Below are 24,209 nucleotides of genomic sequence, written 5' to 3'. Positions count from 1 at the left end.
TGAAGCGCGATCGGATCGTTGGTCTGAGGCTCGGCCGGGTTGCTCACAAGGCCGATTCAATCATGTATTCCAATGCTTTGCCAGCGTCTCTGGCCGCCCGTGGAATCAATTTGCCGCGACCGGCACGCGCGTCTCGCGGGCGTCATGCACGCGCCGCCAATCCAACCCTTCCAGGAGCGCCTGCAATTGCGCCGCCGACGACCTCACCACGCCATCGGTGATGGCAGGCCAGCAGAACTTCCCGTCCTCCAGACGCTTCGCCAGCAGGCACACGCCGGTGCCGTCGAAGTACACCAGCTTGACCCGGTCGGCGCGCTTGGCCCTGAAGACGTAGACCGCGCCGGAGAACGGATCGGCGCCCATCGTCTCGCGCACCAGCGCGGCCAAACCCTCGGCGCCCTTGCGGAAGTCCACTGGCTTCGTCGCGACCATCACCTTGACCGCCCCCGTCGGCCCGATCACGACGACGCCTTCAGCGCACGGATCACCGCCGCCACCGTCCTGGCGTCGGCGCCACGACCGACCCGCATGGCGACACCGTCAATCTCCAGCTCGATCACGCCAGCTTCTCGCGCGGCCTTTCGCTTCCGCGTCGATCTCGCGCGCTCCCCCGCCGGACTGGGCTCCGGTGCCGCGACCACTGCTGGAACAAACAACGGCTCCGGTGACGGCGTATTCGCCAATGGCACCCGCGCGGACCGGCGCCAGGCGAACAGCTGCTGCGGGGACAATGCATATCGCCGGGCCACAGCGCTCACGGTCTCGCCGGCATCATAGCTTTCCGCCACGATCCGCGCCTTCTCCTCCGGCAACCATTCGCGCCGCCGTCCAGAACCCGTGAATATCTCAAGCCGTCGAACCGGCTCCTCGTCCCTGGACTTAAGCGTAAGCTCTGAAACCGTCATGTGTTGAAGCCCTCAAAGGCTCCGAGCATCGTGGCTCACGGCCACGCGCGAAAGGTGGCGCCGGGACAGCGCTCACATTCGAAGAACCGATGACCGACGACATTGTGAACCTGCGTATGCTCGCGGCAAGAACACCCTGCCTGAGCGCCTACGACGACTATCCCACCATCAGGCTGGCGAATTGTGAAATTTGTCCCCTTGTCTAACGAAGATTAACCCGGTTATACGAAATATAATTTCATTAATTATTAATTTATACGTCCTTGATCGCTCCATATATCGAGCAGATATTTGGAATGGGTGCGAGACTGATCGCAAAGCGACGAATCCCCGGTGAAGGAAGTCCCATTTCTTATGAAGGTTGATGGAAGCGCCGTGCACGCAGTCGTTCCCGTAACACAGAACCCCAGCAATAGGGCCGCCGAACAGGACTGCGCCGGATCCCACTGTCCCTCCATGGAGTAACTGTCATGAAAATCCCTGATCAACAGGCCGCGCTGGATCAAGCAGCACGAAAGCGCATCAAGGCTTCCCATACACTCGACGGCGATGTCGGTTACTTGGCCCAGTTCTATCGCGAACAGGCCGGTAGCTACAATCTGAGGAACCGTCACGGATACTACGGGCCTATTGTCGTGGCGGAGCTGGCGGCCGCCATGCAGACGGCCTATTTAGCCAAGGAGCGAGCAGCCATCGCGATCCTTGACGCTGGCTGCGGAACAGGCCTCGTCGGTGTGCAGTTGGAACGCCTTGGCTTTCAGTTGATCGACGGGTTTGACCTATTCGAGGAAATGGCCGAAAAGGCCCGAGAGACCCGCGTGTACCGTCATGTGCGGGGCGATGTCGACCTCAACGGCCCGCTCTCCGAATATTCCAACGCGAGCTATGACATCACGGTCTGCTGTGGCGTCTTCGTGCACAGGCATGCCCAACCGGATGGGCTGCGCGAATTGGCTCGCGTCACGCGCCCCAACGGATTGGTCATCGCAAGCGTCCGAAAGAGCTATGCGGAGGCGACGTCCTTTGAAGGCGAGGTGCGACGTCTGCACGATGGGGGCATCCTTGTACCGGCACATTGTCTAAACGGTGCCAGATATTACGAGGAGGACGCGCACTACTGGGTTTTCAAGGTGCCCCATAAGGCCACCGCACCAACTGACGAGAAGCTATGAAGACACTACCGCAATCTCGCTGGCGAAACTAGCAGCCGATGCAGATGAAGGCGCGAGCGCCTACGATAGCCTGCCACGAGCAAGGGGGCTTCTACCTTGTCAAGCAGGGCAACCTGAACGAACGCGTCGCACAAGCCATTCGAGCTTCCCGGCGGTACTTTGCGCTGCCACAGTCGATTAGGGAACGCTACGGCCACGTCTCACAAAACGTAGACCCTAACTCTCGCGGAGGATGTGTAGCAGTTTTTCTGGATACGGGCTTTGTTTCAATCATTTTCGGAGGGTTGCGATGTTCAGTAAGCGGTGTTCTTCGGCCACAGCCTTGAGCTCTGGAGTACGGATGTAGATCCCAGGGTAGAACCTCGTCGATCCGGCTGTTGGGATGACTGCTGGCGATCCAGGTGAGCAAGTCGGCGAGATAGCTGAGCGGCTCAACGCTGTTGAGCTTGCAGGTCTCGATCAGCGGGGGGCGACGCAATCAAGGTTTTTCAGACACTCCTGCCAACAGGCAGGCTTGTGTTTCTGGGGCTGCCACCGGATCATGTGCGCAGACCTTTGGGGATCAACGATGGCCGTCTTCGAAACGCTCACCCTCGCAGAACGCGCCAGACAGCTTGGCAACCCCGAGGGCGCTGTAGGCCTCGCCGTTGCCGACTGGCTGAACGAGAATAACAGGCAAGCGAATGCCAAGAACGTCGCGCTTCTGGGCGGGGATGCGGGCAACCGCGTGCTCGAAATCGGCTTCGGCAACGGGCGCACTGTGCCCGATGTGATCGCCCAAGCGCTGGACGTCACTTATTGCGGGATCGACATCTCCCCAACAATGGTCACGGAAGCCTCCACCTTCAAAGCCGCCCTCGTCGCTTCCGGCAAAGCAAGCTTTGATCTGGCCTCGGCGGAGAATATGCCTTGTGCCGAAGACAGCTTTGACAGCGTTTTCTCGATCGGAGTAATTCATTTCTGGACAGAGGTGATGCGCCCCGGCGGCTCGATGCCAATGGCCTGTCTGGCGCCAAGGGAAGCGCCGGATTTCGCCCGGCCGGAACACGGCTTCCACCTCCGCGACGCCGCGAGCTGGGATGCGCTCTGCCGCGCCGCCGGCTTTACAGACGTTCATGTTGAGACGGTCGAATCCGAGCAGATTACCCCCAGTGGTGCGCCGATCCGGCGCTATGGGATCATCGTCCGGGGACGCGCATAGCCATCCGGAGATCTTTGACGGTCAGCCCAGAATGCCGTCGTTTGGACGAGTAACGTTACCCCTCGGCTGCTTTTGCGGTCAGGCGCGGCAGGCATATATATTTGGTCGCCGTACAACAATCACAGGCAGCTGCGCCGAACGATGTCGAGCGTAGCCACTGTTCTCAGGCCACGGCCTTTAGCTCAGGCTGGTTGACGTAGGCCCAGGGCAGGAGATCGTCGATCTGGCTGTTGGGGTGGCCGTTGACTATCCTGGTGAGAACATCGGCGAGATAGCTGAGCGGCTCGACGCTGTTGAGCTTGCAAGTTTCGATGAGCGAAGCGATGACGGCCCAATGCTCGGCGCCGCCGTCAGAGCCTGCGAAGAGTGCGTTCTTTCGGTTGAGCGCGATCGGGGTAAGCGGTGCGCCAAGGCACCTTGCAATAGGCTGATGAACATGGAGCTTTCGCGCCATGACATTGGAACATGCGAGGGGCGATATGGTCGCCGAGTTAAGCGGCGCCGCGGCGGCCGAAGAGCTTTCAATGGTGCCCGGGCGCGTTCGGCGTAGCTCCGTCACAGCTCTATGCCTGGCGCAAGCAGATGGCCGGTTGCGAGCTCGAGGCCGATCGGGCGATGGCAACTTTCGCGCGGATCGAAGTGAACGATCCGCCCGAGGTCGAGCGTCCCGTCGCCGATTGCCCGGACCCGGCCGGCAGGATCGTCGTGGCCTTTCCGAACGGCGCGCGATTGCGGATCGACGGGACCGTCGATCCGACAGCGCTGCGTATCGTCCTGGCGGAGTTGACCAGGTGATCACGGTGGTGCCGACCGACCGGATTTACCTTTGCTGCGGTGAGACCGATATGCGCCGCGGGATCAACAGCCTGGCGCGCATGGTGCAGCAGGTGCTCGCGCTCGACCCGCATACCGGCGCGATCTTCTGCTTCCGAGGACGCAAGGGTCATATCATCAAGATTTTGGCGCATGACGACCAGGGGTTCTGCCTTTTTACAAAACGCCTTTCCGATGGGTGTTTCGCTTGGCCGACCACCAAGGATCAGGTGACCGTGTCGCTCACCAAGGCACAGCTTTCGCTACTTTTGGACGGGATCGATTGGCGCCGGCCAAACAAGATTTATCGACCACGTATGGCTGGCTGATTTTGCTCGTTTCTTATTGATTTTGTGTCGATTCTGCTTCCGTAACGGAGGCCTTTCGGGTATGTAATTTGGGTGTCGGAACAGGCCCCCTCAAACGCTGATTTCATCGCCCGGATCGCCTTTCTGGAGGCGGCGGTTTGTGCCCGTGACATCGCCATTGCCGAACGCGATGAGCAGCTGCGAAGAGAGCGCGCCGAGGCCGCGCTGCGGATCGATCGCTTCAACCGCAAGGCCTTCGGCCGCTCCTCCGAGAAGCTCGGCCAGATGCAGCTCGAACTCGAAGATCTCGAGACCGATTTCGCCGCCAGCGTGCCCGATCTCGAACTGCCTATCGTCGCGGACAGCGACAAGGTGCGGGTGTTGCCGGTGCGTAAGCTCAACCCCACCCTGCCGCGCAAGCGGGTCGTTCGCGAGCCGTCTTGCGCATGCTGCCCGGGCTGCGGCGGCGATCTGCGCGCCATGGGCGAAGATAGCGAGGAGATGCTCGATCTGGTCGCCCAGGCCTGGCAGGTAATGGAGACCATTCGACCCAAGTACAGCTGCCGGACCTGCGATAAAATCATCCAGGCGCCGGCACCAGCCAAGGCCATTGCACGCGGCAAGCTCAGCTATGCCGCGCTCGCCCATATCATGATGGCCAAGTGGGGTTATCATTTGCCCTTCTACCGTCAGGCCCAGATGATGGCCGCCAAGGGCGTCGATATCGAGCGATCCACGCTTGCGCGCAGCGCCGGCTACGCTGCCGCCTTGCTCGATCCGATCTACAACCGCATCCGTGAGATCGGCCTTACCCGCAGCAAGATTCACACCGACGACACGCGGCTTCCGATCCTGGCGCCCGGCAACGGCAAGACACACAAGGGCGCGCTCTGGGTTTATGTCGCCGACGACCGCAATTCGGGTTCGAAGGAGCCGCCGATCGCCTGGTATCGCGCCACCATGGGCCGCGCCGGCGAGAGCGTGATGAGCGAGCTCGCCGGATTTTCCGGCACCCTCCAGGCCGACGGATTCAGCGGCTACAATCAGCTCTACAAGGGCGGCGCCATTCGAGAAGCTGCCTGCCTGGCCCATCTGCGTCGCAAGATATTCGACGTTCACGACAGCCAGCCGACCGAGCTCAGCACGACGGCGATGGCCGGTATCCAGGCGATCTACCGGATCGAGGAAGAGATACGGGGGCTGCCGCCCGCCGAGCGATTGGCCGCACGACGAAGGCGGACCCGACCACTGGTCCTCGCGCTGCGACGACAGCTCACGCGCCAGGGCAAGGGTTTGTCGCGCCATGCCGATATCGCCAAGGCCTTCGCCTATGGCACCAACCGATGGCGCGCGTTCAATCGCTTCCTCTACGATGGCCAGCTCGAGCCCGACAACCTGATCGCGGAGCGCGCCATTCGTGGATTTACGGTCGGAAGGCGCAACTGGCTTTTCTCGGGCAGCTTCGCCGCGGCGGAGCGGTCAGCGGTCGTGCTCAGCATCATAGAAACCTGCAAGCTCTGCGGCGTCGATGCCGAAGCCTACATGGCCGATATCACCGAGCGCATCCAGAACGACTGGCCAGCCTCGCGCTGGGACGAGCTGATGCCATGGAATTGGGTGCGCCGCCAAGCGATGCCGCTCCCGTTGGCGGCATGAGCGCGATCAATGACATGGCGCTGTCGGACGCGGCGCTGGAGGCCTGGATGGCCGTCAAGACCAACCCCCGCCCGCTGGTGCGGACGATGTCGGCGCTGGATGGCTTCGTAACGGCGGCGGTCACCGGGCCGCGGTTCGCGGACCCGCAAGACTGGATGTGCCCGCTCATGGGGTTGCGGCGCGACGTCCTGGCCAAAGGCTCTGCAACCGATCACGCCGTGTTTGCCAGCGTCGCCAGGATCCACAACCGGATCAACGAGACGCTCTTCGACAGACCGCAGGATTATGCGCCCCGATTCGCTACCAAGCCCAGCGGCGGCATCGACCCGCGGCCGTGGTGCCAGGGGTTCTACGCGGCCATCAATCTCAACATCAAAAAATGGAAATCGCTACTCGACCTCAACAACCCCAATCACGGCCTGCTGCTGCCGATCCTGATCTACTGCGTCGACAAAAAGGGCAGGCCCGTTCTCGGTAAGCCCAGGCCGGGGCCCGAGACCGCGCGCTTCATCGAGCACGAGGCGTACAAAGACATCGCCCTCGTCATCCCCGCCCTGCGCGAACTCCACTACGTCACCCGTTATGACTCGGAGTGATCGGCGCCGGTGCGCCGACCAACAAGCGACCTAACCATAAAGACGATTTCGGGAAAGGTGCCTTGGCGCACCGCTTACCGATCGGGCGGATCGAGCGCTCGACCACGTTGCTGTCGATCTCGATGCGGCCGTCATCGATGAAGCGGGCGAGCCCTTCCCAGCGTGAGAGCGTGTAGCGGATCGCCTCGGCGAGCTTCGTCTTCTGGCTGATCAGGCCGAGCTTCTCGCGCAGCCACGGCTCGAACTCGGCCAGGAGCGGCCGGCTCCTTTCCCGACGCTCGGCATGGCGTGCCTCCGCCGTCTGGCCGCGGATGTCGTCCTCTATTCTGTAAAGTTCCGCGATGTGCCGGAGCGCCTCGCTGGCGATTGGCGCTGGGCCGGCTGCGGCGAGTTCGTAAAAGCGCCGGCGCACGTGCGCCCAGCAGAAGGCGAGCGTTACGCCGCTCTTGTCGGCGAGTACGCGATAACCACCATATCCGTCTACCTGCAGGATTCCGGCAAAGCCCGCCAGATGGGCGATTGGTCGCTCCGCCTTTCGTTCTGGCGCATAGAGATAGGCGACGCCCGGTGGGTCGCTTCCACCCTATGGCCGGTCATCGCGCTTATGTAGAGATCTCCATAAGCGCGATTATGTGCACCTCGTGATTATGCGCAGATTGCTGAGGCAGGAGGCTTTAACCGTCGGATTCTCGGACGACTTCCGGCTGGCGAACTGCGCATAATTTCAGAGACTCATCAGGAACTGCATGAGCTGGTCCGGCGGACGATATCGACCTTGACTGGACGTCATGGGCTGCAGTCGGTTGAGGGTACGTTCCTTCATCGCGAGATCTGCTTGAAGGTACATATGCGTCGTCGCGGAACTCTCATGACCGAGCCACAGAGCAATGACGCTGATATCGACGCCGGACTGCAGGAGATGCATCGCTGTGGTGTGGCGGATGGTGTGAGGCGAAATCGAGCGGCTCGCGAGTTGCGGGTAACGTTCCGCCGCAGCCGATACCGCAAGTTCAAAGCGCTGGGTGACGTTTGAACGCGCCATGCGCCCTCCGCTACGGTTCGGAAACAGGAAGTCCTCCTCGCTTGTGAAAGCCAGCCGACGTTTCCAGTTACGGATCAAGCTGACTGTCGTACGCCAAAGCGGCACGCTACGGTCTTTACGTCCCTTACCATGCAAGTGTGCAACCGCCGCGCCATCGACGATAACCTCGCCGACGCGTAGGCCGATGGCTTCGGACACACGGGCGCCAGTGTTGTACATCAGGCTGAACAGCGTGCGGTCCCGTTCACCTGCCCAGGTCCGCGCATCCGGCGCGTCAAGAATCGCCTGCATCTCCTCGCGCGAGAGAAATCCCAGGACCGGCCGGTCGAACCGTTTCATCGGAATGGCCAGTGCCTGTTGGATGACGATGAGCGCAGTCAGGTCGTAGTGGGCGGCATACTTCAGAAAGGAGCGAAGTGCCGCCAAGCGGGCATTGCGCGTGCGCACACCGTTGCTCCGTTCCTTCTCCAGATGGTCGAGGAAGTCCAGGATCAATTGCGCATCAAGATCGGCCAAGATCAGCCGGGTGGGCGCCTTGCCAATCTTCGCTTCGGCGAAGCCAAGCAACAATCGAAAAGTGTCCCGGTAGGCTGCGATGGTGCGAGGGCTGACAGCTCGCTGGTTGCCCAGATGTTCGACAAAGAAGCGTTGAAGCAGGATGGGGAAGGACGGTGTCGGGTTGAGATCAGACACGATAATCTCCTCCGACATTTGCTGCGAAAAGCTCGAAACGCCTGCCAGAGACCGCCATGAGTTCTGGGACGGCGGTCAGATACCAATAGGTATCGGAGATTTTGGCGTGGCCGACGTAGGTCGAGAGCGCTGCCATCCTATTGTCGATATCGGCGCCATGTTCGTGCCAAAGCTGAACGCGGCGGCAAATAAAGGTGTGGCGCAGGTCATGGATGCGCACTTCACGATGGCCGCCCCGCGGGGCCCAACCGAGTTTGGTACGAAGCTTCTGGAAAATCTTATTGATCCTCCGCTCCGCGATGAATCCGCCCTCTGAGGAGAGGAACAGCGGCGAATCCTTGGAGAGAGCGCCATGACGCGCACGAACCTCCAGATAGCGCCGCAACGCGGCTACGACGGTGGCATGCATAGGCACATGCCTGGACTTACGGAACTTCGTATTACGAATCGTAAGGACCGCGCTGTCGAGATTGATATCGCCGTAGCGCAGCTGGAGTGCTTCCGAGCGTCGTAGCCCCGTAGCCGCGATCAGTCCGAAGATCGTTGCGTATGTCGCTGGTCGCAAACCGCCCTTGGGAGTCAGCCGCGAAGCGGCAGCCACGAGATCGCATATCTCCTGCTCTGAATAGATATGCGGCGTGAGGCGTCGATGTGCACGACCAAAGATCGCGGTCTCAGGGAACTCAGTGTCGGGATCAACCCGCGTCAGATACCTCGTGAACGGGCAAGGACCTCGAGGCGCCGGGCCCAGGAGAGCGGGGTAGCTTTTTTGGCCTGACCTTGCACCCAGTTCAGAACGACACCGTCGGTGAGTGGGCCGCGATGACCGTGTTGGTCTGCGAACAGGGCGAAAGCGGTGATGTAATGGCCCTCCATCCTGAGCTTAAAACCAAGGGCGCGGCGCTCGGACAAATAGTCCTCGGCCAACGAGAGCATCGTGCGTGCGTTGATCATTGTGCGCTCCCCGGCCAAGGCAGAGCCACAGCAGATAGATTGTTCAGATCAACCTTTGCATAGATGGCGGACGTGTCGAGGCTTCGATGCCGCAAGATGTCCGCAATCTCCTTCATCGGCGCGCCGGCGCGTAGAAGTCGGCTGGCAGCGCTGTGGCGGAGAATGTGGACCCCGGTTCGCGTCCATCCACATCTTCGGTAGCCGGCCAATACTGCGCGTACGACGCTCTTGGTTGTGATCGGTTTGTCGTAGGGTACGACGTGACGAACAAATACGGCTCGGTTCGCCGTCGTAGGACGCTCCTCACGCAGATAGGCCGCAATCGCCGCTCCTGTTGAGACTGGCAGGGGCAGAGTATCAGCCCGTCGACTCTTGGTGCCGACAAGGTTGATTGTACCATTGGACCAGTTGATGTCGTTAAGTTGCAACTTGACGACTTCGCCGGATCGCAGGCCGAGATCGATTAGGCACCGCACCATCGCATAAGCTCGCAGGCGCGACGGAAACGACTGATCAAACGAACTCAGCAGTTGGTCGATCTCGGCATCGGTCAGAACCTCTGGTAATGACGCCAACCGCCAGCGCGCGACTCGGGGAATTGCGGCCTTCAGTTCGCTCACCCGATCGCCGGATATACTGCGAAAGCGGAGATAGAAGGCAATGGTGGCGCCTATCGCGGCGATGGCTGCGGAGCCTCGCCCCTGCTCGCCGAGGATGAAGTGACGGACGGTCGTGGCTGTCGCCATCGAAATGGGCTGCTCGCCGACATGTTCGACAAGAACCTCCTTAACCACTTTGCAGCGCCGCCGACGGGTCCTGTCTGCCAAACCCCAGACGTCTCGCATGTGGGTATCGAAACGCGTCAACTCCTGTTCGATAGCGGAGTTCCGAGCCGGATACTGCGGCACCACGCCGCCAGCTTTGAGTACCTCCAGAAGGTGGCCAAGTACCGCCTGCAGGTCATGACGAATACGGCGGACCGGATCGGGGCAGACGCATGCCGGCAAGTGTTCCGAGAGAAAGCGAATGACGGCGACTTGACCGATCGCTTCCAGGCGGTACCCCTCCTGTGTCAGCCAATGGGCGAAGTGCGCGATGCAGCACATGTAGGCGCGCTGGGTGCCCGGAGCATATCGCCTTCGTTGCAAATGCTCCCCGTATTGCGAAACGTAAGGCTGAAGAATACTTCCTTCCACCCAAGCGCGCGGCCGTGGCTGTATGACGATCATCTTTTGCATACTGATCTCCTATTGAGCTGATTACGCTCGATAGGAGACACAAGAATTATGCGCAGTTCGCCAGCCGGAAGTCATCCGAGAATCCGACGGTTAAAGTCTCCTGCCTCAGCAATCTGCGCATAATCACGAGGTGCACATAATCGCGGGCGTAGGCCCAGAGTTGCCCGGTCTTTGTCTTGCCGCGGCCTGGATCCAGCACGGGCGCCGTGGTCTCGTCGGCAAAGAGTTTGGGCGAGGCCTTCAGCTTCTCCAGCAGCCGCCCGCGGACCGGACGCAGATGCCAAGCCGCGCGGCCGACCCAGTCGGCGAGCGTGGAACGATCCAGATGTATGCCCTGCCGGGCATAGATTTGCACCTGGCGATAGAGCGGGAGGTGATCGGCATATTTGGAGACCAGAACCTGGGCGACGGTTGCCTCGGTCGGCAGCCCGCCTTCGATCAGTCGCGCCGGCGCCGGAGCCTGCACGACAACGTCCTCGCGCGCGACAGGCATATTTGGGCCGGTGCACGACGACGACGCGCAGTTGCGCCGGCACGATGTCGAGCCGCTCGCTGACGTCTTCACCGATCCGGTGAAGTCCGTTGCGGCAGCACGGGCAGGCACGGTTCATCCGCCACTTTGCGGTGTGCTCCCTGCGCTTGGCCGGATCGGCACATTCGACCTCTTCCTCGCCGGCCGCCTCGATCTGCTCGGCCTCCTCGAGCCCAAGGAGGAGTTGGTCTTCGGGCAGGCTTTCGGCCCGGCGGCCGAAGCGGTGGCGCTGCAGTTCCTTGATGATCTGGGTCAGGCGAGCATTGTCGACATCGCGCGCCAGGACCATCGCCGTCAGCACATCCGGATCGTCGGGAAGCTGGTCCGCTGTCATCGCCAAGAGCGGATCAGACCATATTCGCTCGCTCCGGGCGACGGCGGAATCCAGGCTGATTCACTTGGTCGCGGATCAGCCCGCCTGCAAGGGAATACTGGTCTGACGCGCCTCGTGGACCCGCCGCCAGTCGAGACCTTCGAGCAGCGCCGACAGTTGTGCGGCCGTCAGCCGCATCGCGCCATCCTGCACCTTCGGCCAGCGGAACTCGCCATCCTCCAGCCGCTTCGCATAGAGGCAGACCCCGGTGCCATCCCAGAAGATCAGCTTGATCCGATCCGTCCGTTTCGCGCGGAAGACATAGATCGCGCCGCTGAACGGATCGGCGCCCATCGTGTCGCGCACCAGTGCGGCCAAGCCCTCCGCTCCCTTGCGGAAGTCCACCGGCTTCGTCGCGACCATGACCTTGACCGCACCCGTCGGCCCGATCACGCCGTAGCCTTCAGCGCGCGGATCACCGCCGAGACCGTCCTGGCGTCGGCACCACGGCCGACCCGCACGGCGACGCCGTCTATCTCCAGCTCGATGACAGCGGCGTCTCGGGCCGGCTTCCGCTTCCGCTGCTTCGCTGGACGCTTTGCGCTCGGCTCGGAAATCGGCGCTGCGACCACCGCCGGAACAAACAACAGGTCGGATGCCGACACCTCCGCCAACGGCCGACGAGCGGCCCGACGCCAGGCAAAAAGCTGCTGCGGGGACAAGGCACAGCGCCGGGCTACCGCGCTCACGGTCTCGCCGACCTCGTAGCTTTCCGCCACGATCCGCGCCTTCTCATCCGGCAGCCATTCCCGCCGCCGACCGGAACCCGTGAATATCTCCAGCCGCCGGACCGAGATCCTCATCCTAGACTTAACTGTAAACTCTGAAATCGTCATATGTCGAAGCCCTCAAAGGCTCCGAACATCGTCCCTCACGTCGACACGCGAAAGGTGCCCCCAGAACAGCGCTTACGATGTTCAAGGGCCGTCAGTTCAACCAATCTGTGATCCTGCTTTGCGTGCGCTAGTACCTGGCCTACAATCTGAGCCTACGTGACCTTGAGGAGATGATGGTCGAGCGGGGCATTACGGTCGATCGCACGACCATCATCGGGGCGAGGTACGCCTGGTGCGCTATATCGACGAATTTGTGATCTGCTTCCAATATCGTTCGAACGCTCTGCGCGCCCAGGAGGCCTTGCATCACAGGTTGGGAAAGTTTGGCCTCACCCTCGAACCGACCAAGACAAAGCTGGTCGAGTTTGATCGGTTCGCACAACGACACGCAGACAGACGCGGCAGAAACCGTAATGCCCAGAAAATAGAATGTCGCCGGTCGCGACACGCTCCTTGAAGCCGAGACTTCTCCCTGCGCATGCCAACCTTGAAGTTGCCCTTCAGATCCGCGTGCAGTACAACGGACCGGATATTTCCGGCAACATCATAATAGGCATAGTGGGCACGCAGGGCAGCGTTTATCGCTCTGCCCTGATCACTGATCGCGTGATGCGTATTTGTCGCATCAACTCCTGCAACGACGGGCTGACCAAGGTGTATCGGGTCACTGAGCGTTACTGGCACAAGATGCTGTGCAGTCGCAGCTGTGACGCCTCGACTGGGACGCCTTCCACCAAATCAAAAGTAAGCGCTGTTCTCAGGCCACGGCCCTGATTTCGGGCGCACAGATGTAGGCCCAGGGCAGCAGGTCGTCGATCTGGCTGTTGGGGTGGCCGTTGACGATCCTGGTTAGGACATCGGCGAGATAGCCGAGCGGCTCGACACCGTTGAGTTTGCAGGTTTCGATCAGCGACGCGATGACTGCCCAGTGTTCGGCACCGCCGTCGGAGCCTGCAAAGAGTGCGTTCTTGCGGCTGAGTGCGATGGGTCGGATGGACCGCTCGACCGTGTTGCTGTCGATCTCGATGCGGCCGTCGTCGAGGAAGCGCGAGAGGCCTTCCCAGCGCGAGAGCGTGTAGCGGATCGCCTCGGCGAGCTTCGTCTTCTGACTGATCAGGCCGAGCTTTTCGCGCAGCCAGGGTTCGAAATCGGCGACGATAGCGCGGCTATTTTCCTGACGCATCGCGCGGCGCTCGTCGGCCGACCGGCCACGGATGCCGTCCTCGATCTTATAGAGCTCGGCGATCCGTCTCAGCGCCTCGCTGGCAATCGGCGCGGGACCGGCAGCTGCCAGTTCATAAAAGCGCCGACGGACATGCGCCCAGCAGAAGGCCAGCGTCACGCCGCTTTTGTCGGCCAGCATGCGATAGCCGCCATAGCCGTCGACCTGAAGGATTCCGGTGAAGCCTGCGAGATGAGCGATCAGACGCTCGGCCTTTCGGTCCGGCGCATAGACATAGGCGACGCCCGGCGGGTCGCTTCCCTCCCATGGTCGGTCATCGCGGGCATAGGCCCAGAGCTGGCCTGTCTTCGTCTTGCCGCGGCCCGGATCGAGCACCGGCGCGGTCGTCTCGTCGGCGAAGAGTTTTGGCGAGGACTTCAGCGTGCCAAGCAGCCGCTCATGCACCGGACGCAGATGCCAGGCGGCGCGGCCGACCCAGTCGGCGAGCGTGGACCGGTCGAGATTGATGCCCTGCCGGGCGTAGATCTGCGCCTGACGATAGAGCGGCAGATGATCGGCATATTTGGAGACCAGCACCTGGGCGACCGTCGCTTCGGTCGGAAGGCCGCCTTCGATCAGCCGGGCGGGCGCCGGAGCCTGAACGACAACGTCCTCGCAAGCCCGGCAGGCATATTTTGGTCGCCGCACGACGATCACACGTAGCTGCGCCGGAACGATGTCGAGCCGCTCGCTCACGTCTTCGCCGATGCGATGCAGGCCATTGCGGCAGCACGGACAGGCATGGTCCTCGATGTCGACGACCATCTCGACGCGAGGAAGGTGTGCCGGCAGCGCGCCTCGGTTCGCTCGGCGCTTGGCGACACGCGCCTGACGTTCCGTGGGAGCAGCCCGCTCGTTCTCCTCCTCGCCGGCGGCCTCGATCTGTTCGGCTTCTTCCAGCCCCAGCAGAAGCTGGTCTTCCGGCAGCGTCTCGGCACGTCGGCCGAAGCGGTGACGCTGCAATTCCTTGCTGGATCAGGCGGGCATTCTCGACGTCGCGCGCCAGGACCATCGCCTTCAGCGCGTCCGGATCGTCGGGAAGCTGGTCAGCCGTCATCGCCATGACCGGATCAGACCATATTCGCTGACAGCCCGCGACAGCGGAATCGATGCTGATTCACTTCGTCGCGGGTTAGCCCGCCAGGGCTGGAACGCGGGTCCGGCGCGCCTCGTGGACCCGCCGCCAGTCGAGCCCTTCGAGCAGCGCCGAGAGCTGCGCAGCCGTCAACCTCATCACGCCGTCCTGTACTTTCGGCCAGCGGAACTCGCCGTCCTCCAGACGCTTGGCATAAAGGCAGACTCCGGTGCCGTCCCAGAAGATTAGCTTGATCCTGTCGGTGCGCTTGGCGCGGAAGACGTAGACCGCGCCGCTGAACGGATCGGCGCCCATCGTCTCGCGCACCAGCGCGGCCAATCCCTCCGCGCCCTTGCGGAAGTCTACTGGCTTCGTCGCCACCATGACCTTGACCGCACCAGTCGGCCCGATCACGACGTCGCCTTCAACGCGCGAATGACCGCAGACACCGTGCTGGCGTCGGCGCCACGGCCGACCCGCATCACGACGCCGTCGATCTCAAGCTCGATCACGCCGGCGTCTCGCACCATCTTCCGCTTCCGTGGCCGTCCTGGGTGCTTCGCCGCGGATTCCGACGTCGGCGCCGCCACCACCGCCGGCACGAAGGCAGGAGAATCTTGCTGCACCGAAGCGGCCCGCTTGCGCGCTTCGCGGCGCCAGGCGAAGACCTGCTGCGGTCTGAGGCCATAACGGCGGGCGACCTCAGAAATGATTGCGTTCGGTTCCAGCGTCTCCGCGATGATCCGCGCTTTGTCATCCACCGACCACTGACGCCGGCCGCCAGCACCGTTGATCACCTCGAAACGTCGAGGTTGCCGCTCCGGGTCAAGCGTAAGGTCAAGTCCAGACACAAGCCGATCTCCGATCCCAATGCAGAACCGGCAACCTCACAGATCGCGACCACTCCCGAAAGGTGGTCCCGAAACACCGCTTACAATCAAAAAACGGACCCCGCTACTGCATCCGAAACTGCGGCTCCCCTACCGGGGCTGCGGGCACTTGCGGTGCTGTGAAGCAACTGCGCAGGAGCGTGGTGCGGTAGCTCCGCACGCCACGTTCTGTGGGAACCGGGGGACCGCCTCCGGTGACCCGGTCGAAGCCGAATGGCTGAACTCGACCGCGACGACCCAGGAAGTCACTTCTTAGTGGCGGATGACCCCTTGTCGGCTTTGTTGACTTCGCGACACAGTAGTGTTCGGCCTGTTTTCGCTTACCTCTCATTTAGGCCATGCGATCATAATAGAAAATCGATTTGAGGCTTTCTCTGCGCTGTTGGCACAAGTTTTGAAGCTTCTTCGTCCAGAGGCGGTTAGAAACCGTTTGGAAATTCTACTCTGGCGGCCATCTGAAGGCGTTTTCTGCGCTTCCGGTGGTCACGGACCAACGTCCGCTGTGCGTCGGTTCTCGAAACCACCATGATATGACTCGCCGGAGCGAATTTCGAAACGGTCTCTTAGAGATCCGACCGAGAGAGGATTGTTCACTGAACCACTTGCTTCGGGAGGAGGCTGCCATGACTAGACCGGTTCGCCAGCCCGATACATTCGGAGCCCTACAACCAAATCCCCCTCGAGCCCACGTTTTGTTTCTTCCAGGAAGCGCGCAATTTGAGGCTCTGCGATCCTTCCGGAGCCCAGGGCGCGAGGTGCAACGCCCGCAATCATCTGAAATCAACGCCGAGTCTCGGAGAGACCCATGTCCGATCCAACGAAAGCGGAAACCACAATCCGCAATGTCGATCTTTCCAGTGAAGTTGACAGGTTACTCGCCGCAGTCGGAGTAGGCCGACCCCACTGCAAAGATGGGATGCTCGAGGTGCATACTCCTATAACCGGTCAGATCATCGGACACGTCAAGCAAACAAGCTCCGGGGAGGCGGTCGCGATCATCGAAGCGGCGCATACGGCTTTCCACGCGTGGAGACTCGTGCCCGCGCCGAAGCGGGGGGAGTTGGTACGGCTGCTTGGCGAAGAATTGCAGAACAACAAGGAGAGCCTCAGCCGGCTGGTCTCGATCGAAGTTGGGAAAGTCGCCTCGGAGAGCCTTGGTGAAGTCGAACAAACGATCGAGGTCTGCGACTTTGCGCTCCGACTTTCTCGGCAGTGCGGTGGCCTGACGATCGCGACCGAGCGCGGCAAGGATCGGATAACGGAAACTTGGCATCCGCTCGGCGTCACCGGAATCATCTCAAACTTCAGTTCTCCAGTGCTGGTGTGGGCGTGGAATGCGGCACTTGCTCTCGTGTGCGGCAACAGCGTCGTGTGGAAGCCGTCGGAGAGGACACCGTTAACCGCGCTGGCCACCGCGGCGTTGCTTGAACGTGCCTTGAAGCGCTTTAAGCAAGAGGGCGGGGCGGCGCCAGAGAGCCTCTCGGCAGTACTATTTGGCGGTCGCGAGGTCGGCGACCTCCTCGTTGACTACCCAAAGGTAGCATTGGTCTCAGCTACGGGTTCCAAGGCAATGGGCCTTGCCTTTGGGCCGCGGCTTGCCAAACGCTTCGCACGTGCGATTCTTGACCTCGGCGGCAACAATGCCGCAATTGTTGCGCCCACGGCCGACCTCGACCTGACGCTGCGCGCTGTTGCCCTCGCTGCAATCAGCACAGCTGGCCAGCGCTACACAACTCTGCGTCGCCTATCCGTTCACGAGAGCGTATATGACACATTCGTACCGCGCCTGAAGCGTGTGTATGATTCCCTCACGATCGGCGATCCTCTTGAGGCCCGCACGCTAGTTGGTCCATTGGTCGACGGCGCAGCCTATCGCAACATGCAAAGCGTACTCCAATCTGCGAAAGCTGCAGGTGCGACGGTTTATGGCGGTGAACGCGTGCTTATCGACGCGGCGGCGGATGGCTACTACGTCCGTCCGGCCATGGTGGAAATCATCGCACAGAAGGGGCCAGTCGAACACGAGACCTTCGCGCCGATCCTATACGTGACAAAATACCGCCACCTCGATTCCATGCTTCAGTTGCACAACACCGTTACGCAGCAAGTTTCGTCCTCGATCTTCACCAATGATCCGCGCGAAGCCGAAACATTCCTGTCGGCGCGTGGATCCGACTACGGCATCGCCAACGTCAATACCAGCCCATCAGGCAGAGCAATAGGCGTCTTTGGAAGCGAGAAGGAGACAAGCGCTTGGCGGAAATCCGAGTCAGACGTGTGGAAGGCTTATATGCGCCGTGCGCATCAAGAACGGTTGAATGCTATGGCTCGCGCGTCGCCTTAGGCCAGATCGTGTTGGAGAAGTCAGCGAGGAAGCCCGCGATTTTGTTGCCGCGCCGTGTTGCGATTGAGGTCGAACGGCCTCCTTGTCCTAGTTGGACGGGCTTGGCGCTGGAGCGGTGCAGATCTTGGCCGGTTTCCTAAGGTTCTGCGATTGCTGCTAGATGGAACTCATCGCGCGCTAGGGGGCCCCGCTATCGCTACGATCGAGCTTCAGACGTTTGAGGTGGGCCAACAGATTCTCCACCTTCTTCCGTTGACAACTTTCAGGATTGGTAGGCGTCGGTTTTGGCGATATTGCGGGTCATGTACCGCGCGCGCTCGTAAATCGAGCGCGTCACCTTTCGTGCCGGCGCATTGCGACAGCAACGAGATTTCAGCGCGCAGGTGTCGCAGTCGTCGTTGGTCGCTCTGTAGTTCCTCGATCGTGCCGATCCCACGCTGACGGTGAGCGTCAGCGACGATCATGCCGACATCGGTCGCAAAGCCTTCGCCCCCACGAGGCCCTCCCGGAGGACGGTCTCGAATAGTTCGCGCAGCAGATCGGCGTCAATAATCTCCTGAGCAGGATCATCGACGGATCAAGCGCTGTATCGGCCAATGCTCGGCTTCAAGTCGCTCGTCACTACCGGCATCATCCTGTTCGGCATCGAAATGGTCCACATGATGCGCAAGCGACAGGCGAGGTATGCCTTCAATCCGACTCCGTCCCTGGCCCCATTCTCGCTGCCTGACCAGCGCACCAATCCTTCCTCCTGCGTACCCAACCCAGTCACTGCAGCACACAAACCCGACGACGCGCTCCATCTGCAGATCGGTGACGGGGACAATTCGGCAGAGACGGCAGGACAGGCCGAACTCGATCATGCGGGCGAAGAGCTCGCAAGTGACGACGGCAATTCCGCTAATAGACACCACTAAGGTGCTGCAGCCGCCGCCGTTGTTGCCGGATGCCCCCCAACCGACGATGCCTTTCTCGATGACGACAACGTCGACGCCGGCTTGTGCCAGCCACTAGCCGGCGCTCAGTCCTGCGACACCGCCGCCGCCCACGGCGAATGCACGCCTGGTCTCAGTCATGGCCACCTCGATCGTCAACCGCCGCCGCAACGGTCGCGTCGTTGGTCGCCACCGAATGAAAATCGAATGTCTCCCATTGGGATAGCCGTTGCGAGGGGATTCCCGACCAGAGAGCCCAGCGTAGGTCACCCCGCTGCTTGGCGCCCCCCAAGTCACGTCATAGTGACGAGCCGGGCCACGGTCCGATGACTCCAACGTCGTTCTCGATGGCTACGTCAGTTCCAAATGGCTTCGACAGCTTTTGTAGACGGTCCAGAATGGCCTTTGCCTTTGGCCCGGTAACCAGACGCGGGATGCCCCTATTGGCAAATCTCTTCGAATGCCCGAGCTCGATAGGATAAAGTCGCAATTCAGCGAGCTTGTTTTGCTCAAACCGACCGACGGTGACAACACTCTCATAGAAGACTGGGCCGGATAGCGTGCCTACAAATCCTTCTGCCGTAGGATATCCTTTTGCCGCCTCGTCGACCGTCGCCTCGGCATCTGTGTCGACCCGCGGGCCCTTCCAGTAGGCCTCGAACATGTCAGCCCCGCAGGCGTCCGGAGGTCGTCATAGAAGAAATTTCCCAAGCTATAAAAGATCGGGCGGCCCTTATAGATCTCGATGCCTCGCGGAAGATGCGGCCCGTGTCCTACATATGCGTCCGCCCCAGCATCGATCATCTTGCGCGCAAAGGATTGCTGGTAATCCGGCGGTTCCTGGCTCACTTTGTGGCTCCAATTGGGCTCGTGACGGTGGTTGGTGACAATGCAGAAGTCAGAGAACTGCTTACCCGGCGAACATTTCGTAGGATGTCGGCGACATCGCGCGGGTTTGCTTCGTAGCTGTAACCGGGCTTGTCGCCTGCTTTATATGTACCCCCACTGGAGCACGACCCGGCTTGGATCCTTCCCGCCGGCCTTGAAACCGGGCAACGCATCGCGCACTTGTCTCAAGTTTTCGAGCATCCCGGCGGGACCACGATGCTTTCCGCCAAACGAAGGGGGGTTGAGTCCAGGTCTGCCTGGCGCCTCGCCAGCGGGATCGCACGCACGAGACATTGGCGCGAACGTTGCAGCAAATGACACCAACCCACGCGACCGCGTGCAGCTTCCAAAAAGCGAGCGGCGCCGGCTTGAGCAAGATTCTCGCCGGAACCTGCATGGACGATACCACTCTCATCGAGCACCCGACTCGTCACGCGCATGCCTCGAAGGCCCCAATCAAGCGTATGGTTGTTTGCACGACCGACGATGTTTGTTGAAACCCATCGCTTTCAAATCAGACCCGAGTTCCGGCAGGCTGACGTGATAAGCGCCGCCGTGTTCAGCCTCCGGGCTTCCTTTGAACGATAGGACGTCGAAGATCAGGGTCTCCATGTTGCCGAACGTGACATCGGCATTACGAAGGATCTTGATGATGTCATCGAGGCCGGGATGATGGCCTTCGGCGCTCGGGACACGATCAGGTCGCCAACTGCTACCATCGTTAAGCCATCAGCGACGCCCGTTGCAATCGACCCGACCGTATCATAGTTTTCACCCGGTTGGTCAAGACAAGAACCGATCCCGCGTGTATATTCTTCCATAGTCCTCTTGCTCTTCTTTTCGCTGCATTTGAGATTGGTTCAGTGTTCGTGTCAGCGGTGCAATCGGGATGCTGCATCGGGTGAAAGAGCCTCTGACATAGCCTAGGACGGCGCTAGCAGGCTGGCCCCGAAGTTCCGCTGCAGAAGCGCGCACATGACAGGCCACGACGCGGCCGTCTGGGATTGGGCACTGGTGCCGCCGCGGGCGGCGCCTCCCTGCAGGGTGGACCGGCTTGGCGAAGAGCGCCTCGCAGGGCGCTAACTGCACAATCTGCCCTAGATGATGACCGCGACACCGCGACGCGATTGCCGATATGCTCCACGACGCTAAGATTATGCGCCATGAAGATGAAGGCGATGCCCACCTGCTCCTGCAGATACATCAGCGGGTTTAGGATTTGTGCCTGAACGGAGACGTCAACGGCGATACCGCCTCGTCGGCAATGATCAGCGAGGGCCCGGCGGCCGGCCCACGCGCAATGCAGAGCCGCTCGCGCTGGCCACCGGACAGCTCGGACGGGAGCCCGTGCATCATCTCCGGCGAGATCCCGACCTTTGGCAGCAGTTCTGCGGCAGGCGTCATGGCCAGCACCCGACGATTCTGCCTGCAAACTCTCGCGGCAATGCATAGAGTGAAACAGACTTCATGACCAGGGCCCTAATTTAGCCGTCCCTTGCGGTCCCAGCCGATAAGCGGCAATATGGGTCCACCCGAAGTGTCGGGACAGTAGTCTACCGAAACGTCCCCTTTCAAAAGGGCATCGATCGAGCAAACCCCAGTCGACGTTGTAAAGATCGAACTCACCCTCAATTGTTAATCCGAGCTGGCAGCACAGTTGATCCAGCGCTGCCACGCTTCGGCACTGACGTGCCGTCCGAATATCGACACAACTACCGCCCAATAAACCTGTTCGCACCAGATTTCGGAGCGTTAAGGCCCAGACTCGTTTCGGCCGAAACGACAGGATGTGGCGAGTCACCGCCACCAATGTAAACAGGCTAGCGGGGTTCGTGTACGAAGCGACGAACATGCCGGTCGGCTTCAAGAGTGAGAGTGTGCGCTGAATAAAAGCAGGTTGATCCTGAACATACGGCAAGACGCCGATAGCGGCAATGAGGTCAAAGCGTCCTTCAAACGGCAAAGAGTCAGCTGTGCACACCTGAAAGCGCTCCTCCGGGGCGTCGAGGACTCCGCGCGCTGCTTGGATCGCAATTTCGATTTGCACTGACGACAGATCAGCTCCGTGTACGTCAAATCCACGTCTCCCCAAATCAAGACACAGCTGGCCTGTTCCGCACCCGATATCTAGCATTCGACCTGGCGAGGTATTACGCAATACGAACTCCGCGACGAAAGCAGCTCGTCGAGCGAAAAAAGAATTCGGATCGCGAGCAGTCCTAGCAAATTCCACACCGCAATCATTCCAGAATTGGACGGGGTCGCTCATCTTGTTCCTTCCTCCTCTCAAGCTGTGTTGCCCGCGTCACCGATCCGGCTGGCCTTCGCCGCCGCCTCCCAAAACCCTGCTTGTTCTGCTCGCTCGCGATCAGCTGCAGCCAGCAGGGCCGTGAACGGCGGGGTATCGAGCCCCATTTACCCGAGACATCCATCCTTCACCAAGTTCAGACGCACCCGCGGTGAAAAAGGCGCCTCGACATCTGCGCTCGTTCCCTACGCCTAATCCACGCAATCATGCTCATGAATAAGACAGGCCAGTAACATGTCTCATCGCGGCAGAATCGTTCCCACCCCAAAAGCACGGGCTTTACGGAGAGCTAGTCCGGCCAAAGCCAGATCGGCGATCCCGAGACCTCGGAAGCCGAAAAAGGCTCTGATTGGAACAGGAGGCCGAGACGAGCCAGAAGCAAGATGCACAAGATCGTCCTGAAATCTCACACCCTCAACATAACTTCCAGATGCGTCAACCGGCGATGTATCTTGCTCCAGACTGTCTGTGATAAGTCTGTCGAAAGCAGTGAGCGTTTCCGGCCGCCAGCTCCTGCCTCCATCCACAGCCGAGGCGAACGCCGAACACGGTAGAGATCGAGCGTCCAGAAATGGTTTCAATCCAGGTGAACTCGGAATCATAGAGACCACGATCTCGCTTTCGCTCAACAGCTGATCAGGATTGTGTGCGATGATTGGATCTAGCTGTTTTTCGGAAGCGACAGTTGCGATCCTCTCGGCTGAGCGGACGTTTCGACTGAAGAGATAGATCCTGCGTAGCGACGGAAACAGATCGACAAACGCATCAAGATGGCTAAACGCCTGCAGGCCGCAGCCGATCAAGCCAATCGTTGCGGATGCCTCAGGAGCGAGATAGATCGCCGCCGCTGCGGACATCGCCGCTGTCCTTATTAGCGTAATCGAATTGCCATCGAGAACTGCGATGGGCACTCCCGATTTGTAGTCGCTCACACAGACCAAGCCGTTTACTACCGGCCTTGTTTGTGTCCCTTCGACTGGAACAACGGCCACGCATTTCACTGTTGCGATACCGTCGCCTTCGGATGCCGAGCTCATCGAGATGAGCCAGGAACTCGGACCGATGGTGATAAACGATTTCGGCAAGCCGACGTTGCGGCCAGAAGCGTTGTCGCGAAAGGCTCCAAGAACTGCCTCGCGTGCCTCGCGAGGTGTAATTTGCAAGTCTTGGATATCAGAATTCGACAGGTAAAGCAGCTTGGTTGACATCGCTGGTACTCTCTTATGATGAAGTTGCGCGCTACCATACTATGCGAAAACGGCTGGGTATTTGGATCCGACTTCGTTATCGAGGCGGTCCGAAATCTGTGTAACGTCGTCGTGGGCGACATCGCATTAATTTTGCTGCGCCGGTGCCAGTCACATCTTTGGTTTGTGAAACTTGACCGGGGCCGGTGTGGCCATGGACAGATGCGTAAAATGAGCCGTCGGAAAACCGGTTTTCTTTTTCTAAAGACATAAGCGAAATTCCTTCTTACATGTAGATAACGAGGAATTTACCGACAAAACGTCGCGGTATATTTTTATACTGCGGTCATCTGCGAGAGGTCGCGACCCACACGTCTTGGGGCTGTTTTTGTTAACCAGACCAATGCACCAGCACTCGTCGTGTGAAATTGCAGTAATCCGGTTTGGCGCTGTGGCATTCACGAGTGTTACTACACTCCAGCGCAAATGCCGTGCCAGCCTTGGCTCGCTCTGCAAGCTCCTGAATAAGCTTTGAAAATCGGGGCCTTTGCCCAGCCGGCAGCGTGTCTTGGATCTGACAATATCTATGCCTCTGTCCCAAAACCGCCAACGATTGCCAGCCTCGAACCGACAGACTCAGCTTGCCAAGCCATGGTCAGAGCATCCGTTTGTCAATGACCACGGAATCGGGACCCTGGTTTTTCGCGCAAACGGGACCCCGGTATTGGGGTGTTGAAGGGCACGCCGGTAAGCGCCCGATCACGCGAAGCTGGTCGGGGTTGCACAGCCTGATCGGGCGCGACTAATTGGCTTTCGGACTTCAGCTTTGAGAGCGGCTCTTGAAGCGCCAGGATTCGTTGCCAGTCTCGGCGATCTCGCAGTGATGGGTGAGGCGGTCGAGCAGCGCGGTGGTCATCTTGGCGTCCGCGAATGCTTCATGATGCACCTTTCTTTGATCGCCTGGTCCGTTGCAGCCGGCGTTGAAGTTGATCGATCTGGTCGCTGGAAAGGCTGATCTGCCAGGGCTGGCCTTTCGTGCTT

Annotated in this window: 21 protein-coding genes and 9 pseudogenes; 10 read left to right on the top strand and 20 right to left on the bottom strand. The window is 60.4% G+C overall.

Features of this window, described 5'->3' with window-relative positions:
- Nucleotides 1-105: 105 nt before the first annotated feature.
- Together tnpB (OHD58_RS29605) and tnpA (OHD58_RS29600) are read right to left on the bottom strand one after the other, a co-directional pair.
- Nucleotides 106-462 carry an IS66 family insertion sequence element accessory protein TnpB gene (gene tnpB / locus OHD58_RS29605; protein WP_412177318.1) on the bottom strand — a complete coding sequence of 119 codons (357 nt, stop codon included), beginning with the start codon at nt 460-462 and terminating at the stop codon, nt 106-108.
- On the bottom strand, nt 459-905 hold the full coding sequence (gene tnpA / locus OHD58_RS29600; RefSeq protein ID WP_263807185.1) for an IS66-like element accessory protein TnpA: 447 nt from the start codon (nt 903-905) through the stop codon (nt 459-461). The genes tnpB (OHD58_RS29605) and tnpA (OHD58_RS29600) overlap by 4 nt, the downstream gene beginning before the upstream one ends.
- Nucleotides 906-1,375: 470 nt before the next feature.
- Between tnpA (OHD58_RS29600) and OHD58_RS29595 the strand changes: the two genes are divergently transcribed.
- Entirely contained in the window at nt 1,376-2,077 is a 702-nt protein-coding gene (locus tag OHD58_RS29595; RefSeq protein ID WP_263807184.1) for a class I SAM-dependent DNA methyltransferase, read from the top strand.
- A gap of 38 nt (nt 2,078-2,115) precedes the next feature.
- A pseudogene (locus OHD58_RS29590) lies at nt 2,116-2,223 on the top strand (hypothetical protein); the annotation flags it as partial.
- A 41-nt stretch (nt 2,224-2,264) separates the two neighbouring features.
- Here the strand turns inward: OHD58_RS29590 and OHD58_RS29585 are convergent.
- Complete coding sequence (locus OHD58_RS29585; protein ID WP_263807183.1) at nt 2,265-2,555, bottom strand: transposase domain-containing protein; 291 nt, start codon at nt 2,553-2,555, stop codon at nt 2,265-2,267.
- Nucleotides 2,556-2,645: 90 nt separating this feature from the next.
- Here OHD58_RS29585 and OHD58_RS29580 point away from each other — a divergent pair, with 90 nt between their 5' ends.
- Nucleotides 2,646-3,278: a class I SAM-dependent methyltransferase gene (locus OHD58_RS29580; protein ID WP_263807182.1), complete on the top strand. Its 633-nt coding sequence runs from the start codon at nt 2,646-2,648 to the stop codon at nt 3,276-3,278.
- A gap of 163 nt (nt 3,279-3,441) precedes the next feature.
- Here OHD58_RS29580 and OHD58_RS29575 read toward each other — a convergent pair.
- Nucleotides 3,442-3,678 (bottom strand): annotated as a pseudogene (locus tag OHD58_RS29575) (transposase domain-containing protein); the annotation flags it as partial.
- 182 nt (nt 3,679-3,860) lie between these two features.
- On the opposite strand from OHD58_RS29575, the gene OHD58_RS29570 reads away from it, so the two are divergent.
- The 4 genes from OHD58_RS29570 to OHD58_RS29555 all read left to right on the top strand — a co-directional run bounded on the left by OHD58_RS29570 (nt 3,861) and on the right by OHD58_RS29555 (nt 6,651).
- Nucleotides 3,861-4,073: a hypothetical protein gene (locus OHD58_RS29570; protein WP_263807181.1), complete on the top strand. Its 213-nt coding sequence runs from the start codon at nt 3,861-3,863 to the stop codon at nt 4,071-4,073.
- Nucleotides 4,070-4,420: an IS66 family insertion sequence element accessory protein TnpB gene (gene tnpB, locus OHD58_RS29565; RefSeq protein WP_263807180.1), complete on the top strand. Its 351-nt coding sequence runs from the start codon at nt 4,070-4,072 to the stop codon at nt 4,418-4,420. The genes OHD58_RS29570 and tnpB (OHD58_RS29565) overlap by 4 nt, the downstream gene beginning before the upstream one ends.
- A gap of 72 nt (nt 4,421-4,492) precedes the next feature.
- Entirely contained in the window at nt 4,493-6,055 is a 1,563-nt protein-coding gene (gene tnpC, locus OHD58_RS29560) for an IS66 family transposase (protein ID WP_263807179.1), read from the top strand.
- Nucleotides 6,052-6,651 carry a UPF0149 family protein gene (locus tag OHD58_RS29555; RefSeq protein WP_263807178.1) on the top strand — a complete coding sequence of 200 codons (600 nt, stop codon included), beginning with the start codon at nt 6,052-6,054 and terminating at the stop codon, nt 6,649-6,651. The genes tnpC (OHD58_RS29560) and OHD58_RS29555 overlap by 4 nt, the downstream gene beginning before the upstream one ends.
- 43 nt (nt 6,652-6,694) lie before the next feature.
- Here OHD58_RS29555 and tnpC (OHD58_RS29550) read toward each other — a convergent pair.
- The 8 genes and pseudogenes from tnpC (OHD58_RS29550) to tnpA (OHD58_RS29515) all read right to left on the bottom strand — a co-directional run.
- A pseudogene (gene tnpC / locus OHD58_RS29550) lies at nt 6,695-7,258 on the bottom strand (IS66 family transposase); the annotation flags it as partial.
- 117 nt (nt 7,259-7,375) lie between these two features.
- Complete coding sequence (locus tag OHD58_RS29545) at nt 7,376-8,386, bottom strand: site-specific integrase (protein WP_263807177.1); 1,011 nt, start codon at nt 8,384-8,386, stop codon at nt 7,376-7,378.
- Nucleotides 8,379-8,987, bottom strand: a complete 609-nt coding sequence (locus OHD58_RS29540) for a tyrosine-type recombinase/integrase (protein ID WP_263807176.1) — start codon at nt 8,985-8,987, stop codon at nt 8,379-8,381. The genes OHD58_RS29545 and OHD58_RS29540 overlap by 8 nt, the downstream gene beginning before the upstream one ends.
- Before the next feature lie 104 nt (nt 8,988-9,091).
- Complete coding sequence (locus OHD58_RS29535) at nt 9,092-9,340, bottom strand: hypothetical protein (RefSeq protein ID WP_263807175.1); 249 nt, start codon at nt 9,338-9,340, stop codon at nt 9,092-9,094.
- Nucleotides 9,337-10,578, bottom strand: coding sequence for a site-specific integrase (locus OHD58_RS29530; protein WP_263807174.1), 1,242 nt, complete (start codon nt 10,576-10,578; stop codon nt 9,337-9,339). The genes OHD58_RS29535 and OHD58_RS29530 overlap by 4 nt, the downstream gene beginning before the upstream one ends.
- A gap of 139 nt (nt 10,579-10,717) precedes the next feature.
- Nucleotides 10,718-11,450: pseudogene (gene tnpC / locus OHD58_RS29525) on the bottom strand (IS66 family transposase); the annotation flags it as partial.
- A gap of 69 nt (nt 11,451-11,519) precedes the next feature.
- Nucleotides 11,520-11,876, bottom strand: coding sequence for an IS66 family insertion sequence element accessory protein TnpB (gene tnpB / locus OHD58_RS29520; RefSeq protein WP_263807173.1), 357 nt, complete (start codon nt 11,874-11,876; stop codon nt 11,520-11,522).
- Nucleotides 11,873-12,286 (bottom strand): IS66-like element accessory protein TnpA, encoded by a 414-nt coding sequence (tnpA, locus tag OHD58_RS29515; RefSeq protein ID WP_263807172.1) that lies wholly within the window; start codon nt 12,284-12,286, stop codon nt 11,873-11,875. The genes tnpB (OHD58_RS29520) and tnpA (OHD58_RS29515) overlap by 4 nt, the downstream gene beginning before the upstream one ends.
- A 110-nt stretch (nt 12,287-12,396) precedes the next feature.
- Here tnpA (OHD58_RS29515) and OHD58_RS29510 point away from each other — a divergent pair.
- Nucleotides 12,397-12,531, top strand: a pseudogene (locus tag OHD58_RS29510) (IS6 family transposase); the annotation flags it as partial.
- Nucleotides 12,532-13,076: 545 nt separating this feature from the next.
- Here OHD58_RS29510 and tnpC (OHD58_RS29505) read toward each other — a convergent pair.
- The 3 genes and pseudogenes from tnpC (OHD58_RS29505) to tnpA (OHD58_RS29495) form a co-directional block, all read right to left on the bottom strand.
- A pseudogene (gene tnpC, locus OHD58_RS29505) lies at nt 13,077-14,604 on the bottom strand (IS66 family transposase).
- Between the two features lie 69 nt (nt 14,605-14,673).
- Nucleotides 14,674-15,030 carry an IS66 family insertion sequence element accessory protein TnpB gene (tnpB, locus tag OHD58_RS29500; RefSeq protein ID WP_263807171.1) on the bottom strand — a complete coding sequence of 119 codons (357 nt, stop codon included), beginning with the start codon at nt 15,028-15,030 and terminating at the stop codon, nt 14,674-14,676.
- Nucleotides 15,027-15,467 carry an IS66-like element accessory protein TnpA gene (gene tnpA, locus OHD58_RS29495; RefSeq protein ID WP_263807170.1) on the bottom strand — a complete coding sequence of 147 codons (441 nt, stop codon included), beginning with the start codon at nt 15,465-15,467 and terminating at the stop codon, nt 15,027-15,029. Before tnpA (OHD58_RS29495) ends, tnpB (OHD58_RS29500) begins: the two co-directional genes overlap by 4 nt.
- An 844-nt stretch (nt 15,468-16,311) precedes the next feature.
- Here tnpA (OHD58_RS29495) and OHD58_RS29490 point away from each other — a divergent pair.
- Together OHD58_RS29490 and OHD58_RS29480 are read left to right on the top strand one after the other, a co-directional pair.
- On the top strand, nt 16,312-17,850 hold the full coding sequence (locus OHD58_RS29490) for an aldehyde dehydrogenase family protein (protein ID WP_263807169.1): 1,539 nt from the start codon (nt 16,312-16,314) through the stop codon (nt 17,848-17,850).
- Nucleotides 17,851-18,408: 558 nt separating this feature from the next.
- Nucleotides 18,409-18,563 (top strand): annotated as a pseudogene (locus OHD58_RS29480) (IS6 family transposase); the annotation flags it as partial.
- Between the two features lie 520 nt (nt 18,564-19,083).
- On the opposite strand, the pseudogene OHD58_RS30865 reads toward OHD58_RS29480, so the two are convergent.
- The 5 genes and pseudogenes from OHD58_RS30865 to OHD58_RS29450 form a co-directional block, all read right to left on the bottom strand.
- Nucleotides 19,084-20,494, bottom strand: a pseudogene (locus OHD58_RS30865) (CapA family protein).
- 167 nt (nt 20,495-20,661) lie between these two features.
- Nucleotides 20,662-21,068, bottom strand: a pseudogene (locus OHD58_RS30860) (ATP-binding cassette domain-containing protein); the annotation flags it as partial.
- 70 nt (nt 21,069-21,138) lie between these two features.
- Complete coding sequence (locus OHD58_RS29460) at nt 21,139-21,942, bottom strand: class I SAM-dependent methyltransferase (protein ID WP_263807167.1); 804 nt, start codon at nt 21,940-21,942, stop codon at nt 21,139-21,141.
- Nucleotides 21,943-22,220: 278 nt separating this feature from the next.
- Nucleotides 22,221-23,189, bottom strand: a complete 969-nt coding sequence (locus OHD58_RS29455; RefSeq protein WP_263807166.1) for an ornithine cyclodeaminase family protein — start codon at nt 23,187-23,189, stop codon at nt 22,221-22,223.
- 799 nt (nt 23,190-23,988) lie between these two features.
- The coding region (locus OHD58_RS29450; RefSeq protein ID WP_263807165.1) for an ATP-binding protein at nt 23,989-24,209 on the bottom strand (221 nt) is incomplete at its 5' end.

The sequence above is a fragment of the Mesorhizobium sp. ZC-5 genome (genome assembly GCF_025753855.1).
Lineage (GTDB): Bacteria > Pseudomonadota > Alphaproteobacteria > Rhizobiales > Rhizobiaceae > Neomesorhizobium.
Note: the sequence above shows the minus strand (reverse complement) of the source record. Positions and strands in the feature narration are given on the sequence as shown.